The sequence below is a fragment of the Tardiphaga sp. OK246 genome, from assembly GCF_900188215.1.
Lineage (GTDB): Bacteria > Pseudomonadota > Alphaproteobacteria > Rhizobiales > Xanthobacteraceae > Tardiphaga > Tardiphaga robiniae.
Map to the genome: position 1 here is coordinate 245703 of NZ_FZOX01000003.1, position 17092 is coordinate 262794.

A 17092-nucleotide genomic window follows, 5' to 3' on the forward strand; every position below is an offset into this window, starting at 1 on the left:
AAGACGCCGGCCTGATCACTCAGGCCGGCGCTCTCTTATTCAAACCTGCCCGCCGCAGCGGCGCCGGTTACTCCTTCTTGTCGATGTTCCAGAACACCGGAGTGGCGGCGCCCGGCAGCACGCCGGTCAGCGACTTCCGCCATATGCTGGGGATCCGGTATTCGCCAAGCGGCAGATACGCGACCTGCTCGAGCGCACGGGCCTGGACTTCCGCAGCGGCAGCCTTCTGTTCCGCAGGCGTCGCTGCGCGCGCATACTTGTCGCGCAGTTCTTCGATCTTGGCGTCCTCGAACCATCCGAACCAGCCGCCATTCTTGCCGCGGCCCGACGTCGAGACGTTGGAAACCGGGTTAAGAATATCAGCAGCGACCCAATTGGTGAAGAACATGTTCCAGCCGCCCTCCTTGACGGGCTTCTGGCTGGCGCGGCGCGTCACCACGGTCTGCCAGTCGGTGGCCTGCACTTCGACCTTGAAGCCGGCATCGCGCAGAAGCTGCGCTGCAACGATCGGCTGCGCCTTCAGCGACGACACATCGGTGGGCGCCATGATGACCACGGGCGTGCCATCATAACCGGATTCGGCCAGCGCCTTCTTGGCTTCCGCCATGCCGCTGCCCTTGACCATGGTTTCCGAGCCGACGTCGGTGTCATTCGGCGTGCCGCAGCCGAACATGGCACCGCAGATTTTCATGTAGTCGGGATTACCGACCAGCGCATCGAGCACCGGCTTCTGGTTCATCGCGAGGAATGCCGCGCGGCGCACCTTGACGTTGTCGAAGGGAGGCAACAGGAAGTTCATACGCCCCAACGTCTGGTAACCGAGCTCGTTCAGAACCTCGATCTTGAGGTCCTTGTCCTTGACGAGAATCGGCAGCAGATCGTAGGGACCGTTCTCCATGAAATCGATGTCGCCGGACTGCAGCGCGTTCACCGCGGTCTGCGCATCGGGCATCGTGACCCATTCGACGCGGTCGACCTTGACGACCTTGCCACCGGCCGCCCAGCTCGCAGGCTCGGAGCGCGGCACGTAGTCCTTGTTCTTCTCATAGACGGCCTTCACGCCCGGCTGGAATTCAGCCTGCACGAACTTGAACGGACCCGAACCGATCTGCTCCGGAATGGCCTTGCCGGCGGGCGTCTCGGCGAGACGCTTCGGCATCATGAACGGCACCAGCGACGATGGCTTGGCGATCGAGTCGAGCACGAGGCCATAGGGCTCCTTGAGCGTCAGCACGATGGTCTTGGCGTCGGGGGCTTCGATGCTCTTGGTGAAGTCCATGAGCTTCTGGCCCATGCCGTCATTGCGGCCCCAGCGCTGCAACGAAGCGGCGCAATCTTCCGCAGTGACAGGCTTGCCGTCGTGCCACTTCAGGCCGTCGCGCAGCGTGAAAGTATAGACCATCTTGTCATCGGAGACTTTGTACTCCGCCATCTGCGGCTGGACTTTGAAGTTTGCGTCCATCGCCAGCAACGTGTCGTAAACCATGTAACCGTGATCGCGCACGATATAGGCCGTGGTAATACCCGGATCGAGCACGCGCAGATCCGAGTGCATCACTGCGGTGATGGTCTTGCCGGCAGCATGCGCGGGCGACGACAGCACCGGCAGCGCCAGCGCAACGGCTACCGCCAGACCTGGTAGCGTCAATTTCGTGAAGGCCGCAGAACGCTGCCAACGTGACATGTAGGACATTCGATCTCTCCTGACTTGAAACTGACCATCGGTCGATGATTGCTTGTGCAACGCGATAGAAATTTAGGCGCCGCCACGCGTTGGCTTTATCTTTTAGACATCAAAGACTTGCATCAAGTGTGATGCGCGTCAATCGCGTTTTCCACGCGCTACATCCACATGCTGCAGAATGCATTCCAATGCACATCGTCAATTTGCAAAGGAGATTGCCTGCTGCTGCCAAGTCACGCACGCAGTCAACGGCATGCTCGACCCCGCTGCACGCGACATGGCAATCATGGGTGCGACCATCGAACGCATCGCTCGTGGAGAGGTCATTCGCAAAAACAAGAACGCCGGCCTGATCACTCAGGCCGGCGTTCTGTTACTTCACACGAACCGCGACAGCGGCGCCGGTTAGTCCTTCTTGTCGATGTTCCAGAACATCGGAATGGCAGCGCCCTGGGTGACGCCGGTCAGCGAGGTGCGCCAGATGCTCGGCACCTTGTATTCGCCGAGCGGGATGTAGATGACCTTGTCATAGATCTCCTTCTGGATCTCGGCGGCGAGCTTCTTCTGCTCTTCCGGCGTGGTCGCGCGTGCGTATTTGTCGCGCAGCACTTCCAGCTCGGCATCTTCGCTCCAGCCGAACCAGCCGCCATTGCTCTTGCCGCGGCCGGAGGTCGCGACATTGCTGATGGGATTGAGAATGTCGGCGCCGACCCAGTTGGAGAAGAACATGTTCCAGCCGCCTTCCTTGATGGGCTTCTGGCTCGGACGACGGCTGAGCACCGTCTGCCAATCGGTGGCCTGCACTTCGACCTTGAAGCCGGCATTGCGGAGCAGTTGCGCCGCAACGATCGGCTGCGCCTTCAACGTGGTCACGTCGGTCGGCGCCATGATCACCACCGGCGTGCCGTCATAACCGGCCTCGGCGAGCAGCTTCTTGGCTTCCTCGACGCCATTGCCCTTCACCAGGCTTTCCGAACCGACATCCGTCGCATTCGGCGTGTCGCAACCGAACACCGCGCCGCAGACCTTATAATATTTGGGATCGCCGACCAGCGCATCCAGCACCGGCTTCTGGCTCATTGCCAAAAACGCGGCACGGCGAATCTTCGGATTGTCGAAGGGCGGGTTAAGGAAGTTCATGCGACCGAAGGTCTGGAAGCCCAGAGGGTTGAGCACTTCGATCTTAAGCTCCGGATCCTTCGCCAGGACCGGCAGCAGGTCGTAGGGACCATTTTCCATGAAGTCGATGTCACCCGACTGCAGCGCATTCACCGCGGTCTGTGCATCGGGCATGGTGATCCATTCGACGCGATCGACCTTCACCACCTTGCCGCCGGCCTGCCAGTCGGTCGGCTCGGAGCGCGGCTTGTAGTCCTTGAATTTCTCGTAGACCGCCTTCACGCCGGGCTGGAATTCAGCCTGCACGAACTTGAACGGACCGGAGCCGACCTGTTCGGGGATCGCCTTGCCTGCGGGGGTCTCGGCGAGACGCTTCGGCATCATGAACGGCACCAGCGACGACGGCTTGGCGATCGAATCCAGCACGAGGCCGTAGGGCTCCTTCAGCGTCAGCACGATGGTCTTGGCGTCGGGCGCCTCGATGCTCTTGGTGAAGTCCATGAGCTTCTGGCCCATGCCGTCATTGCGGCCCCAGCGCTGCAGCGACGCGGCGCAGTCTTCGGCGGTGACCGGCTTGCCGTCATGCCACAGCAGGCCGTCGCGCAGGGTAAATGTATAGACAAGCTTGTCGTCGGAGACCTTCCAGTCGGCCATCTGCGGCTTGATCTCGTATTTCGAGTTCATGCCGAGCAGCGTGTCGTAAACCATGTAGCCGTGGTCGCGGACGATATAACCGGTGGTGATACCGGGATCGATCACACGCAGATCGGAATGCATCACTGCAGTGATGGTCTTACCTGCAGCATGCGCGGGCGACGACAGCACCGGCAGCGCGAGCGCAACGGCGACCGCCAGACCGGGCAGCGCAAATTTCGTGAAGGCCGCAGAATGCTGCCAACGTGACATGTAGGACACTCAATCTCTCCTGACTGGAATCTGACCATCGATCGATGATCGATTATGCAACGCGATAGAATTTTAGGCGCCTTCGCGTATTGCCTTTATCATTTAGGCTTCAAGGACTTGGCATCAAGCGTGATGCGCGTCAATCGCGTTTTCCACGCGATACATCCACACGGTGTAGAATGCATTGCAATGCACATTGTCGATTTGCAAAGGCGATTGCGCTGCTGCTAAGTCATGCGCGAACTCTCGCCGACAAACTCTCGCAATGTGCGCAGGCACGGAGCGCCTTGATCATCCGTGACGAAATTCTCATCCAAGAGGAATGACTTGATGAACCCCGCCGAACTCCCGTTTGATCTCGAGAACATGTTGCAGGGCCTGCGCATCTGGGTCGAATGCGAGAGCCCCACATGGGACGCGAATGCGGTCAACAGCATGCTCGACCTCGCTGCACGCGACATGGCAATCATGGGTGCGACCATCGAGCGCATCGCGGGACGTCAGGGATTCGGCGGCTGCATCCGCGCCCGTTTTCCACATCCGAAATTCGGCGAACCCGGTATCCTGATCGCGGGCCACATGGATACGGTTCATCCGGTTGGCACCATTGAAAAGCTGAAGTGGCGCCGCGATGGCGAGCGCTGCTACGGCCCGGCGATCTGCGACATGAAGGGTGGTAATTATCTATCGCTGGAAGCCATCCGCCAGCTCGCACGTATCTCCTATGCGACGCCGCTACCCATCACCGTACTGTTCACGCCCGACGAGGAAGTCGGCACGCCATCGACCCGCGACATCATCGAAGCTGAAGCCGCGCGGAACAAATACGTGCTGGTGCCGGAGCCCGGTAGTGCGGGCAACGGTGTCACCACTGGCCGCTATGCGATCGCCCGCTTCAATCTCGAAACCATCGGCCGGCCCAGCCATTCGGGCGCGACGCTGTCGAACGGCCGCTCTGCGATTCGCGAAATGGCGAAGAAGATCGTGCAGATCGACGAGATGACCGGACCGGACTGCACGTTCAGCGTCGGCATCGTGCATGGCGGACAATGGGTCAACTGCGTTGCCTCGTCATGCACCGGCGAAGCGCTGAGCATGGCCAAGCGTCAGGAAGATCTCGATGCCGGCGTCCAGCGCATGCTCGCTCTCTCAAGTACCGAGAATGACGTGACCTTCAACGTCACCCGCGGCGTCACCCGCCCGGTGTGGGAACCGAACGCGGCGACCATGGCGCTGTTCGAGAAAGCCAAGGCCATCAATGGTCGCCTCGGCCTGCCCGAACTGACCCATGGCAGCAAGGGTGGCGGTTCGGATGGTAATTTTACCGGCGCAATGGGCATCCCGACCCTCGACGGCCTCGGCGTTCATGGCGCCGATATGCACACGCTCAACGAATATATCGTCGCGCAGAGCCTTGTTGATCGTGGCCGCCTGATGGCGGGATTGCTGGCAACCCTCGATTGATGCAACGTCGCCCGGTTTGCACATGCATCGCATGGCGCAAATCGGGCGGTGGCACAGGACTTGCTACCTTTACGTTTAAGTTTAGCGAACTTCGGGTTGAGGCAAGTTGCGACAGTGAATCATTGTTTCTCGAAAAATCTGTGTTTCTCGCGGACCATGACGACCAAGAGCAGCGAGCCCGTGACGTTTCCGGTTGACCGACGCGGTCCAGTTACGTTCGATCAACACCACCACTAGGAAAGCGCCATGCTCGGATACCTCATTCGCCGGATTCTTGCGGCCATACCCGTTATGGGTGTGGTGGCCCTGTTTGTCTTCCTGCTGCTTCGGCTGACGCCCGGCGATCCTGCCGCGATCATCGCCGGCGATAACGCGACGGCCGAGCAGCTCGACCGCATCAGGACGCAGCTCGGTCTCAACGAACCGCTCTACACGCAGTTTTTCAGCTGGGTCTGGCGGCTGCTGCACGGTGACTTCGGCACCTCGCTGATCTCCAACGTGCCTGTGCTGCAGATGGTCAACCAGCGCATCGAGCCCTCTTTGAGCATTGCATTGAGCGTGATGCTGGTTTCGATCCTTGTTGCGATCCCGCTCGGCGTCATCGCCGCATGGAAACACGGCACATGGATCGACCGTTTCGTGATGGCGCTGTCAGTGATCGGCTTCTCCGTGCCGGTGTTCGTGATCGGTTACGTGCTGGTCCAGGTGTTCGCGATCGAACTGCGCTGGTTTCCGGTGCAGGGTTTCCGCAGCATCTCGCGTGGATTCGGGCCGTTCTTTGAGCGCATCACGCTGCCGACCGTCGCGCTGTCCTTTGTCTATGTCGCGCTAATCGCGCGCATGACCCGCGCGGCGATGCTCGGAGTGCTCGGCGAAGACTATGTCCGCACCGCGCGCGCCAAGGGCATCAACGAGAGCGGGGTGCTGTTCCGCCACGCGCTGCGTAACGCCGCCGTGCCGGTCATCACGGTGATCGGTACCGGCTTCGCACTGCTGATCTCCGGCGTCGTCGTCACCGAAAGCGTGTTCAACCTGCCCGGCATCGGTCGCTTGACGGTCGATGCCGTGCTGGCGCGGGATTTTCCCGTGATCCAGGCCATGATCCTTTTGACCTCGGGCGTTTATGTCGGGGTCAATTTGCTTATCGACCTTGCCTACGCACTGCTCGATCCCAGAATTCGTTACTAGGAATCTGTATCTGATGGCGATCGAATCCCTTCCCAACCCGGCCCTCCCCTCCCGCAGCGGTCCGTCGCTCGGCTTTCTCACCGCGACGCCGATTATCGCCTTGGCAACGATTTGCCTGACGCTGGTGATCCTGTCGGCGATCTTCGCACCGTGGCTGACGTCGCACGATCCGCAATTGCTGGCACCCGCCTTGCGGCTGAAGCCGGCCAGTTCGGAATATCTGCTCGGCACCGACGCTTACGGCCGCGACGTGCTGGCGCGCATCCTCTATGGCGGTCGCATCTCGCTCCTGATCGGCCTCGGCGCCGCCGTCACCAGTATTGTCATCGGCCTGTTCATCGGCCTGTTCTCGGGCTTTTTCAAATTGGCTGACGCTGTGATGATGCGTGTCATGGACGGCCTGATGGCGATGCCCGGCGTGCTCCTGGCCATCGCCGTCGTGTCGCTGTCAGGCGCCACCCTGACGACGGTGCTGATTGCGATCACTATTCCGGAAATCCCCCGCGTCGCGCGACTGGTGCGTTCCGTGGTGCTGTCGGCGCGTGAGGAGCCCTATGTGGAGGCGGCGATCTCGCTCGGCTCCAGCATGCCGAAGATCATGTTGAAGCATCTGATGCCCAACACGGTGGCGCCGCTGATCGTCCAGGGCACCTTCATCGCCGCATCCGCCATTCTCACCGAGGCGATCCTGTCGTTCCTCGGCGCCGGCATCAGCCCGGAAACCCCGACCTGGGGGAATATCATGGCCGAGGGTCGCGCCTTCTTCCAGGTCAAGCCATCGCTGATCTTCTGGCCGGGACTACTGCTCTCGATTGCCATCCTCTCCGTCAATCTGATCGGTGACGCTGCCCGCGATGCGCTCGATCCCCGCATGAAACAGCGTGAGGCCGGCAAGTGAGTGAACTAGTGAACCCCACCGTGAATACCCGCCCCGTCGCACTGGAAATCGAAAACCTCGTTGTCGGCGTCGGCAAGAGCGGCACCGGCAAGAAGATCATCGACGGCATTTCTCTCCAGGTGCGCCAGGGCGAAACGCTCTGCGTGGTCGGCGAAAGTGGTTCCGGCAAGTCGGTGACCTCCCTCTCCACCATGGGCCTGCTGCCGCGAGATTCACTCAAAGCCATCGGCGGCAGCATTAAGTTGGTCGGTGAGGACGTGCTGCAAGCCAGCGACCGGCGGCTGCGCGAACTCCGCGCCACCACCATGGCGATGATCTTCCAGGAGCCGATGACGGCGCTCAATCCAGTCGTCCCCGTTGGCAAGCAGATCGACGAAGTACTACGCACCCACACCAGTCTCGGCGCCAGCGCCCGCCGTGCGCGCATTCTCGACATGATGGAGCAAGTGCGGCTTCCCGATGTGAAGCGCATCTTCGCGTCCTATCCGCACCGCCTGTCGGGCGGCCAGCGCCAGCGCATCATGATCGCCATGGCGCTCGTGCTGGAGCCGAAACTGCTGATCGCCGATGAGCCAACGACAGCGCTCGACGTCACCACCCAGGCGCAGATTCTCAAGCTGATGCGCGACCTTCAGAAGGATCACGGCACCGCCGTGCTGTTCATCACTCACGACATGGGCGTGGTGGCCGACATCGCCGATCGCGTCGCCGTGATGCGTCATGGACGGTTGGTGGAAACCGGAGCATTGAAGGATATTCTGAGCGCGCCCACGCAGGACTATACTCGTAACCTGCTGTCGTCGGTGCCGAGCCTCATTCCCCGCGCGGCTCGCGAGGAAGTGGGCTTCAATCCAGTCGTGCTCGAAGCGAATGAGCTCGGCAAGGTCTATCGCGAGCGTTCCATGTTCGGGAAACCACGCGAGGTCCACGCAGCCCAGGACGTCACGCTGACACTGCGCAAGGGCCGCACGCTCGGCATCGTCGGCGAAAGCGGCTCCGGCAAATCGACCGTGGCGCGCTGTATCGTCCGACTGATCGATCCAACCTCGGGCGGCATCCGTCTCGCCGGACGCGAAATCTCCGACCTGTCACGTCATGCGTTGCAGCCGCACCGCAAGAAGATACAGATCGTCTTCCAGGACCCCTATCGTTCGCTCAATCCGCGCATCACCATCGGCGAGTCCATTTGCGAAGGTCCGATCAATTTCGGCACCAAACATTCGGTGGCCATGGCCAGGGCGCGCGAACTGCTCGAACTGGTCGGTCTTCCACCTGACGCAGTGTCGCGCTATCCGCACCAGTTCTCCGGCGGCCAGCGCCAGCGCATCGCCATTGCGCGCGCGCTTGCCCTCGATCCGGAAGTGCTGGTGGCCGACGAAGCCGTCTCGGCGCTCGACGTCTCGGTGCAGGCGCAGGTGCTGCGGCTGCTCGACGACATCCAGACCCGCCTCGGCATCGCCATCCTGTTCATCACCCACGATCTGCGCGTCGCCGCCCAGATTTGCGATGACGTTGCCGTGATGCAGCATGGCCGGGTGGTGGAACAGGGCCCGGCAGCGGAAGTCCTCGCAAATCCGCAACAGCCCTATACGCGCCAGCTGCTTGACGCGGCGCCCGGACGAGGATGGGATTTCGCCAACTTCCGCGCGGTCGATGGCAGCACCACCGTGCCGGCGGCCTGAGCCCATACCGAAACTGACCCTGGATTCTGAATGACCCGTATCGCTGTCGGCGGCTTTCTGCACGAGACGAACACGTTTGCGCCGACCAAGGCGACCTATGAGGCCTTTGTACATGGCGGCGGCTGGCCGTCGATGACCCATGGCGCCGACGTCCTCAAGGTGATGCGTGGCATCAATGTCGGCCTCGCCGGCTTTGTCGAGGAAGCAGAAATCCGCGGCTGGGAGCTGATCCCGACCATCGCCTGCGGCGCGAGCCCTTCGGCGCATGTCACCAGGGACGCGTTCGAGCGCATCGTCGGCGAGATGATTGACGGCATCAGGGCAGCGCTGCCCCTCGATGCGGTCTATCTCGATCTGCACGGCGCCATGGTCACCGAACATCTCGACGACGGCGAAGGCGAAATCGCGCGGCGCGTGCGTGAGGTGATCGGGCCGGACATTCCGTTCGTGGTCAGCCTCGACCTGCATGGCAACATCTCGCCGGAGACGGTCGAATACACCGACGCGCTGATCGCCTATCGCACCTATCCCCATGTGGACATGGCCGACACCGGCCGCGCCTGTGCACGCCACATGGACTTGCTGCTCGCCGGCAACCGCTTCGCCAAGGCATTCCGGCAATTGCCGTTCCTGATTCCGATCAGCTGGCAATGCACCAATGACGAGCCGACCAAGAGCATCTATCTGAAGCTGGCCGCGCTGGAACATGACCAGGTGCCTACGCTGTCGTTCTGCCCGGGCTTTCCTGCCGCCGATTTCCCGCATTGCTGCCCGAGCGTGTTCGCCTATGGCGTGACGCAGGCTGATGCCGACGCCGCAGCGGACACCATCGTCAAGCTGGTGATGGGCCACGAGGATGATTTCGACGGCAAAATCTACAGGCCGGACGAAGGCGTGCTGCATGCCATGGAGCTGGCGAAGACCCTCACCAAGCCGGTCGTTATCGCCGACACCCAGGACAATCCCGGCGCCGGCGGCGACAGCGACACCACCGGCATGCTGCGCGCGCTGGTGAAGAACAAGGCGATCAAGGCCGCCCATGGCGTGATCTACGATCCCGCTGCAGCGAAGGCTGCCCATCAGGCCGGCGAAGGCGCTACGGTCAAACTCTCCATCGGCGGCAAGTCGGGCATCCCCGGCGATGCGCCTTACGAGAACACGTTCGTGGTCGAGAAACTGTCGGACGGCAAGTTCGTCGCCAATGGCCCCTATTATGGCGGTCGCGACATGGATATGGGCCTCTCGGCCTGTCTGCGTATCGACGACGTTCGCGTCGTCATCTCCTCGCACAAGGCCCAGCTCGCCGACCAGTCGATGTATCGCTATGTCGGCATAGAGCCGACCGAGCAGAACATTCTGGTCAACAAGAGCTCGGTGCATTTCCGCGCGGACTTCGAGCCGATCGCCGGCAAGCTGCTGATCTGCGCCGCGCCCGGCGCGATGCCCGCGGATACGTCGGTGCTGCCCTGGAAGCATCTGCGTCCGGGCATTCGGCTGAAGCCGAACGGCGAACCATTTACGCCCCAGACCTCATCACCTGCCCTCGTGCCGTGAACGGATAACTTATGCCCACACTCGAACGTATCGACGCTTTCGCCGACGAACTCACCGCCATCCGCCGCGACCTGCACGCGCATCCGGAAATCGGCTTCGAGGAAGTCCGCACCTCCGGCATCGTTGCCGACAAGCTGACTTCATGGGGCGTCGAAGTGCATCGCGGCTTAGGGGGGACCGGCGTCGTCGGCGTGTTGAAGGGCAAAGGCTCGGGCACCAAGCGCATCGGCCTGCGCGCCGACATGGACGCGCTGCCGATGGAAGAGAACACCAATCTCGCCTGGCGCTCGACCATTCCGGGCCGCTTCCACGGCTGCGGCCATGACGGCCACACCACCATGCTGCTCGGCACCGCACGCTATCTCGCCGAGACCCGCAATTTCGACGGCACCGTGCATTTCATCTTCCAGCCCGCCGAAGAAGGCCTCGGCGGTGCGCGCGCGATGATCAAGGACGGTCTGTTCAAGCAGTTTCCTTGCGACGAGATCTACGGCCTGCACAATGCACCGGACATGAATCACGGCGAAGTCGGCATCTTCCCGGGTCCTGCAATGGCCGCCGCTGATTTCTTCGACATCACCATCCGGGGCTATGGCGCCCACGGCGCGATGCCGGAGCGCTCGAAGGACCCTGTCGTGATCGCGATGTCGCTCGGTCAGGCAATGCAGTCGATCGTCAGCCGCAATGTCAATCCGTTCGAATCCGCGGTGCTGTCGATCACCCAGATCCATTCCGGCTCGGCCTATAACGTCATCCCGGATGATGCGAAGCTCTGCGGCACCGTGCGCTGTTTCTCCGAGAAGGTCCGGATGCAGATCCGCGAGCGGATGCATGCGCTCGCTGCTGGCATGGCGACGGCATTCGACTGCGAGATCAAGGTCGATATCCGCGACGGCTTCAGCGTGCTGGTCAATCAGGAAGAGCATTCGAAGGCCGTCGAAGACGTTGCACGCACGATCGTCGGCGACGCCAATGTGATCACCCGCGCGAAGCCGAAAATGGGCTCCGAAGATTTCGCCGACATGCTGCATGCCGTGCCCGGCGCCTATTTCTGGGTCGGCCAGGAAGGCTCGGTGCCGGTGCACAATCCCGGCTATTATCTCGACGATAAGATCCTGCCCATCGGCGCCAGCATGTTCGCCCGCATCGTCGAAACCCGGCTGCCGGCGTAGGAAGCGGCAGCCAACGCTGCAGGCATAATTCCGCAGGATGGGTTGAGAGCAGCGAAACCCGTCACGCTTGTGTGCGAAGGATGGGTTTCGCAAGAGCCCTACCCATCCTACAATCCTGCACCTAGCACGTCATTCCGGGGCGCGCGCATCTTCGCGCGCGAACCCGGAATCCAGTAGTAATGAAAACACGTCGGGATTCCGGGTTCGCGCCAAGTGGCGCGCCCCGGAATGACGATTTCAACGACAACAAAAAATAAACAGGGAAGAAACCATCATGGCCTATGAGACCATCCTCTACAGCGTCGACGAGCAGATCCTCACCATCACGCTCAACCGCCCTGAAAAGCTCAATGCCTATAACGCCAGCATGCAGGCCGAGCTGATCGACGCCTTCGACAAGGCCGATGCGGACGACAACGTGCGCGCGATCATCGTGACCGGTGCCGGACGTGGCTTCTGCGCGGGTGCTGATCTCTCCTCGGGTGCTGACACCTTCGATCGCGACGCGCGGCGCGGCCCGGTGAAGCGCCTCGCCAGTGGTGATGTCGATTACAGCGACCCGATGGTGCGCGATGGTGGCGGTCAGGTGACCCTGCGGATCTTCAAATGCCTCAAGCCGGTCATCGCCGCGGTGAACGGCCCGGCCGTTGGCATCGGCGCCACCATGCAGCTCGCGATGGACATCCGCATCGCCTCGGAAGCCGCACGCTTCGGCTTCGTGTTCTCCCAGCGCGGTATCGTGCCGGAAGCCGCCTCGAGCTGGTTCCTGCCGCGCCTCGTCGGCATCTCGCAGGCGCTGGAATGGTGCTACTCCGGTCGCGTGTTCCCGGCGCAGGAGGCCCTCGCCGGCCGACTCGTCAGCAAGGTTGTGCCGCCCGAAGAGCTACTGCCGACCGCACGCGCGCTGGCCAAGACCTTCATCGACAAGACGGCGCCGGTGTCTGTCGCGCTGATCCGCCAGATGATGTGGCGCATGATGGGCGCCGACGATCCCATGGAAGCGCACAAGATCGACAGCCGCGGCATCTATACGCGTGGCCGATCCGAAGACGTCAAGGAAGGCGTCGTGGCCTTTCTCGAGAAGCGCCCGGCCGCGTTCAAGAACAAGGTCAGCACGGACATGCCGAGCTATTTCCCCTGGTGGGACGAGCGCGGTTACAAATAGGACGACGAATGAATCCGACGCCCTCTGGTCGTCCACGCGAGGGCGTCATTTTCCTGCACGGCATTAGCCGGTCGTTCCGATCTTTCATCAAGATGCAGCAGGCGGTCGAAGCCGCAGGCTTCGCCACGCGGAACATTGGCTATCCCAGCCGGCGCAAGACGCTGTCTGCACTGGCCGATGACATCCATCCCGCCATCGCGCCGTTTGCCGAAGCCAACGAAGGCTGCACGCATTTCGTCTGCCATTCGATGGGGGGCCTGCTGGCGCGTGTCTATCTGGCGCGCCACCGTCCATCACGTCTGGGCCGCGTGGTGATGCTGGGTACGCCGAATGGCGGCAGCGAAATCGCCGATCTGTTCAAGAACTGGCTGCCCTATCGCCAGTATTTCGGCCCGGCGGGGCAACAACTCGTTACGATGCGGGATGACGTAACTGAGGCGATGCTTCCCCCAGTTGACTATCCGGTCGGCATCATCGCCGGCGATCGTACGCTCGATCCGATCGCTTCGCGCTTGATGTTGCGTGGCCCGAATGATGGTCGTGTCACCGTCGCGCGCACGAAACTTGAAGGCATGACCGACCACCTCGTCATCCACGCGTCACATGCGACGATGATCCGGAATCGGGAAGCAATCATGCAGACCATCGCCTTCCTGCAGGACGGCCAGTTTCGGCGCTGAGCGCTCAGCCCATGGTCAGCGCCACACGGCCGATCGCCCTGCGCTCCGTCAGCAGCCGCATAGCAGCCGCGACATCCGCCAGCGGCAGGCGATGCGAAACATTTGGCCTGATCTTTCCTGCTTCTGCCCATGCGAGGAGCTGCGCGATGCGGGCTTCGCCGATCTTCGGATCGCGCCGCGCCGCCTCGCCAGCGCGGATGCCGAGCACGCTGGCGCCTTTGATGAGCACGAGATTGGTTTTCGCCACGCCGATGCCGCCGGTGAAGCCGATCACCAGCAGGCGGGCGCCCCAATTGATGCAGCGCAGGCTCTGCTCGAATATCTCGCCGCCGACCGGATCGAACACGACATCGACGCCCTTGCCGTCCGTGAGACGTTTGACGGCATCCCTGAACGGTCCGGCGCCATATAGCACGCCGTGATCCGCACCGCGCGCCTTGGCGACTGCAAGCTTCTCCTCCGATGATGCAGCCGCGATTACCGTGGCGCCCAGCAGCTTCCCGATCTCCACCGCTGCCAACCCCACGCCGCCGCCGGCACCATGCACCAGCAGCACTTCGCCCACCCCGATCTGGCCGCGATCGACCAGCGCGTGATGCGCGGTGCCGTGGGCGGCAAGAAACGTCGCCCCCTCCGCATAGTCGAATGTCGACGGCAATGGAGTGAGTTGTGCCGGCGTCACCACAACTTCGTCCGCATAGCCGCCATGACGCAGCTTGACGATGACGCGATCCCCGACCGCGATGCCGGGCACATCGCTGGCGACTTCGCTGACGTCGCCGGCCGCTTCCATGCCCGGCGTGAACGGCAGTTCGGGCTTGAGTTGATACTCACCGGCCGCCATCAGGATATCCGGAAAATTGATTCCGGCGGCGCGCACGGCAACGCGGAGCTGCCCCGGCTTTAGCGCCTTTGACTCGAATTGTTCGAGGCGCAGGCCTTCCGGCGCTCCGAGCTCACGGCAAACGATTGCTTTCGGCATCAGGCGGCGCTCTCGGCGCTTCCAGCGCCAACGTGGCGACGCTGCAGCGCCTCGCGGATCAGCGGCAGGCGGTCATTGCCGAAATACATGTCGGTCTTGTCGAGATAGATGGTCGGCGAGCCGAAGCCGCCCCTTGCGATCACGTCATCCGTATTGACCTTGAGCTGGTCCTTGATCGCCTGATCGCCGATGCCCGCGAAGAATTTCGCGGGATCGATGCCGGTGCGCGTACAGATCTCGGTGAGAACATCATCTTTCGAGATATCCTTGTCGTCGCCCCAATAGGCTTCGAACACCGCGCGCGCGAACGGTACCATAGCGTCGTTACCGAGCCAGATGCAGGCGCGCATCGCCTTGACGCTGTTCACCGGAAACACCGTCGGCGGCATCTTGATCGCCAGGCCCGCCGAGCGCGCCCAGTCGCCAAGGTCCTTCTTCATGTAGCGCGCCTTCGCCGGCACCGGGGTTTCTCGCGAGGCATAGACGCTAGGATTGATCGAATTGAAGATGCCGCCGACCAGAATGGGCCGCCACGAGATTTCCTCGCCGAAATCCTTCGCCAGCGGCTGAATGTTGTGGAAGGCGAGATAGGTCCAGGGGCTGGAACAGTCGAAGAAGAATTCGATCATGGGTGTTTCCTCGTGTTGTTATTATTTTCTTCGTCATGCGCGCGCCCCGAAATGACGAGCTCTATTGCTGCGCCTGCGCATGCGCCGGTGCATCGACACCGAACATGATCTTCCTCGCCTGCTCATCCATCGGCTTCTTCTCCTGCTTGCCGACGGCAAGCCCCGCCTGCACCTGCGGCCGCGCGCGGACCAGCGCAAACCAGCGCTTCACGTTCGGGAAATCATCCAGCGTCAGCCCCTGCGCCTTATGGGTCATGATCCACGGAAAGCACGCCATGTCGGCGATGGAGTAGTCGCCGGCGATGTAATCGCGGCCTTCCCCGAGATGCGCATCGAGTACGCCGTACAGGCGCTTGGCTTCGCGGGTATAGCGATCCATCGCATAGGGAATCTTCTCGGGCGCATAGAGCAGGAAATGCCCGTTCTGGCCGAGCATGGGGCCGAGCCCGCCCATCTGCCACATCAGCCATTGCATGACGTCGAAACGCTTTCGCATCTCGGCCGGCATGAAACGGCCGGACTTCTCCGCGAGATAGATCAGGATTGCGCCACTCTCGAAAATCGAGACCGGTGCGCCGCCATCGGCGGGCGCATGATCGACGATGGCCGGCATCCGGCCGTTGGGGCTGAGTTTCAAAAACTCCGGCTGGTGCTGGTCGCCGCGACCGAGTTGCATCGGGACGACCGTATAGGGCAGCCCACATTCCTCCAGCATGATCGAGATTTTCCAGCCGTTCGGCGTCGGTGCGTAATGCAGGTCGATCATGTAATTTTCCCGGCGTCCTCGATACGTTTTGGCCGATCCTAGCCCTCCCTTATGGATGCGCCAATCCCATATACGGAGGGTCAGGAACGTGGCAGATAGGCCTCCGCAAAACACAATTTCCGGGGAGCGAACAAATGCTGTTTCCAACCACCATCGCCGGCTCGCTGCCGAAGCCCGAATGGCTCGCCGAGCCGAACAAGCTGTGGCCGACCTGGCGCTCCTCCGGCGACGAACTGGTACGCGCCAAGCGCGACGCGACGCTGCTGGCGGTGAAAGTGCAGGAAGATGCCGGCGTCGACATCGTCACCGAAGGCGAACAGGCGCGGCAGCATTTCGTCCATGGCTTTCTGGAAAAGGTCGACGGCATCGACTTCGCCCACAAGGTCGAGATGGGCATCCGCAAGGATCGCTACAAAGCCATGGTGCCGCAAGTGACCGCACCGCTGCAGCTCAAGGGCCGCGTTCACGCCTTCGAGGCGCAGGCTGCCCGCGCGCATACGACGAACAAGCTCAAGTTCACACTGCCCGGTCCGATGACCATTATCGACACCCTGTCGGACAGCTATTACGGCGACCGCGTCAAGATGGCCTTCGCCTTCGCCGAATTGCTGAACCAGGAAGCGCTCGCACTGCAGGCCGACGGCGTCGACATGATCCAGTTCGACGAGCCGGCCTTCAACGTCTTCATGGACGAAGCCGCCGACTGGGGCGTCAAGGCGCTTGAGCGCGCCGCGCAAGGCCTCACTTGCGCCACAGCCGTTCACATCTGCTACGGCTACGGCATCAAGGCCAATACCGACTGGAAGGAAACCCTCGGCAGCGAGTGGCGACAGTATGAAGAGATCTTCCCGGCCATCGACGCCAGCCCGATCCAGCAGGTCGCCATCGAATGCCGGAACTCCCGCGTGCCGCTGGAATTGCTGGGACTGCTGAAGAACAAGGTCGTGCAGGCCGGCGTGATCGATGTCGCGAGTGACACTGTCGAGACGCCGGAGGATGTTGTCGCCACCATCGAGGCCGTGATGAAACACGTGCCGAAGGACAAGATCGTGCCGACGACCAATTGCGGCATGGCGCCGATGCAGCGCGATATCGCGGAAGCGAAGCTGCGGGCGCTGGGTGCAGGTGCGAAGCTGGCAAGGCAGAAGCTGGGATAAGACGTTCCCCGCAACAAACGCCGTCATGCCCAGCCTTGTGCCGGGC

At 62.0% G+C, this 17092-nt stretch carries 15 protein-coding genes; 10 read left to right on the top strand and 5 right to left on the bottom strand.

Features of this window, described 5'->3' with window-relative positions; genetic code table 11:
• Positions 1 to 67: 67 nt before the first annotated feature.
• Positions 68 to 1693 carry an ABC transporter substrate-binding protein gene (locus tag CHC01_RS14180; RefSeq protein WP_089264938.1) on the bottom strand — a complete coding sequence of 542 codons (1626 nt, stop codon included), beginning with the start codon at positions 1691 to 1693 and terminating at the stop codon, positions 68 to 70.
• A 169-nt stretch (positions 1694 to 1862) separates the two neighbouring features.
• Here CHC01_RS14180 and CHC01_RS14185 point away from each other — a divergent pair, with 169 nt between their 5' ends.
• Positions 1863 to 2093: a hypothetical protein gene (locus CHC01_RS14185; protein WP_089264939.1), complete on the top strand. Its 231-nt coding sequence runs from the start codon at positions 1863 to 1865 to the stop codon at positions 2091 to 2093.
• Here the strand turns inward: CHC01_RS14185 and CHC01_RS14190 are convergent.
• Entirely contained in the window at positions 2090 to 3709 is a 1620-nt protein-coding gene (locus CHC01_RS14190; protein WP_089264940.1) for an ABC transporter substrate-binding protein, read from the bottom strand. The two genes, CHC01_RS14185 and CHC01_RS14190, sit on opposite strands and share 4 nt — an antisense overlap.
• A gap of 330 nt (positions 3710 to 4039) precedes the next feature.
• Between CHC01_RS14190 and CHC01_RS14195 the strand changes: the two genes are divergently transcribed.
• The 8 genes from CHC01_RS14195 (at position 4040) to CHC01_RS14230 (ending at position 13512) form a co-directional block, all read left to right on the top strand.
• Entirely contained in the window at positions 4040 to 5173 is a 1134-nt protein-coding gene (locus CHC01_RS14195; protein WP_089264941.1) for a M20/M25/M40 family metallo-hydrolase, read from the top strand.
• A 246-nt stretch (positions 5174 to 5419) separates the two neighbouring features.
• On the top strand, positions 5420 to 6361 hold the full coding sequence (locus tag CHC01_RS14200) for an ABC transporter permease (protein WP_089264942.1): 942 nt from the start codon (positions 5420 to 5422) through the stop codon (positions 6359 to 6361).
• 13 nt (positions 6362 to 6374) lie between these two features.
• On the top strand, positions 6375 to 7259 hold the full coding sequence (locus CHC01_RS14205) for an ABC transporter permease (protein ID WP_089264943.1): 885 nt from the start codon (positions 6375 to 6377) through the stop codon (positions 7257 to 7259).
• Entirely contained in the window at positions 7256 to 8941 is a 1686-nt protein-coding gene (locus CHC01_RS14210; RefSeq protein WP_414716872.1) for an ABC transporter ATP-binding protein, read from the top strand. The genes CHC01_RS14205 and CHC01_RS14210 overlap by 4 nt, the downstream gene beginning before the upstream one ends.
• 30 nt (positions 8942 to 8971) lie before the next feature.
• Complete coding sequence (locus CHC01_RS14215; RefSeq protein WP_089264944.1) at positions 8972 to 10495, top strand: M81 family metallopeptidase; 1524 nt, start codon at positions 8972 to 8974, stop codon at positions 10493 to 10495.
• A gap of 11 nt (positions 10496 to 10506) precedes the next feature.
• The gene (locus CHC01_RS14220) at positions 10507 to 11667 is read left to right on the top strand and encodes a M20 aminoacylase family protein (RefSeq protein WP_089264945.1); all 1161 of its coding nucleotides are present in this window, start codon (positions 10507 to 10509) and stop codon (positions 11665 to 11667) included.
• 274 nt (positions 11668 to 11941) lie between these two features.
• A complete protein-coding gene (locus tag CHC01_RS14225; protein WP_089264946.1) occupies positions 11942 to 12832 on the top strand; it encodes a crotonase/enoyl-CoA hydratase family protein in 891 nt (296 codons plus the stop codon).
• A gap of 8 nt (positions 12833 to 12840) precedes the next feature.
• Positions 12841 to 13512 (top strand): alpha/beta fold hydrolase, encoded by a 672-nt coding sequence (locus CHC01_RS14230; RefSeq protein WP_089264947.1) that lies wholly within the window; start codon positions 12841 to 12843, stop codon positions 13510 to 13512.
• Between the two features lie 4 nt (positions 13513 to 13516).
• Here the strand turns inward: CHC01_RS14230 and CHC01_RS14235 are convergent, their stop codons facing one another.
• The 3 genes from CHC01_RS14235 to CHC01_RS14245 form a co-directional block, all read right to left on the bottom strand.
• Positions 13517 to 14494: an NADPH:quinone oxidoreductase family protein gene (locus tag CHC01_RS14235; RefSeq protein WP_089264948.1), complete on the bottom strand. Its 978-nt coding sequence runs from the start codon at positions 14492 to 14494 to the stop codon at positions 13517 to 13519.
• The gene (locus CHC01_RS14240; protein ID WP_089264949.1) at positions 14494 to 15123 is read right to left on the bottom strand and encodes a 2-hydroxychromene-2-carboxylate isomerase; all 630 of its coding nucleotides are present in this window, start codon (positions 15121 to 15123) and stop codon (positions 14494 to 14496) included. Before CHC01_RS14240 ends, CHC01_RS14235 begins: the two co-directional genes overlap by 1 nt.
• Before the next feature lie 61 nt (positions 15124 to 15184).
• Positions 15185 to 15889 (bottom strand): glutathione S-transferase N-terminal domain-containing protein, encoded by a 705-nt coding sequence (locus tag CHC01_RS14245; RefSeq protein WP_089264950.1) that lies wholly within the window; start codon positions 15887 to 15889, stop codon positions 15185 to 15187.
• Between the two features lie 134 nt (positions 15890 to 16023).
• Here CHC01_RS14245 and CHC01_RS14250 point away from each other — a divergent pair, with 134 nt between their 5' ends.
• Entirely contained in the window at positions 16024 to 17046 is a 1023-nt protein-coding gene (locus CHC01_RS14250) for a methionine synthase (RefSeq protein ID WP_089264951.1), read from the top strand.
• The last annotated feature ends 46 nt before the right edge of the window (positions 17047 to 17092 follow it).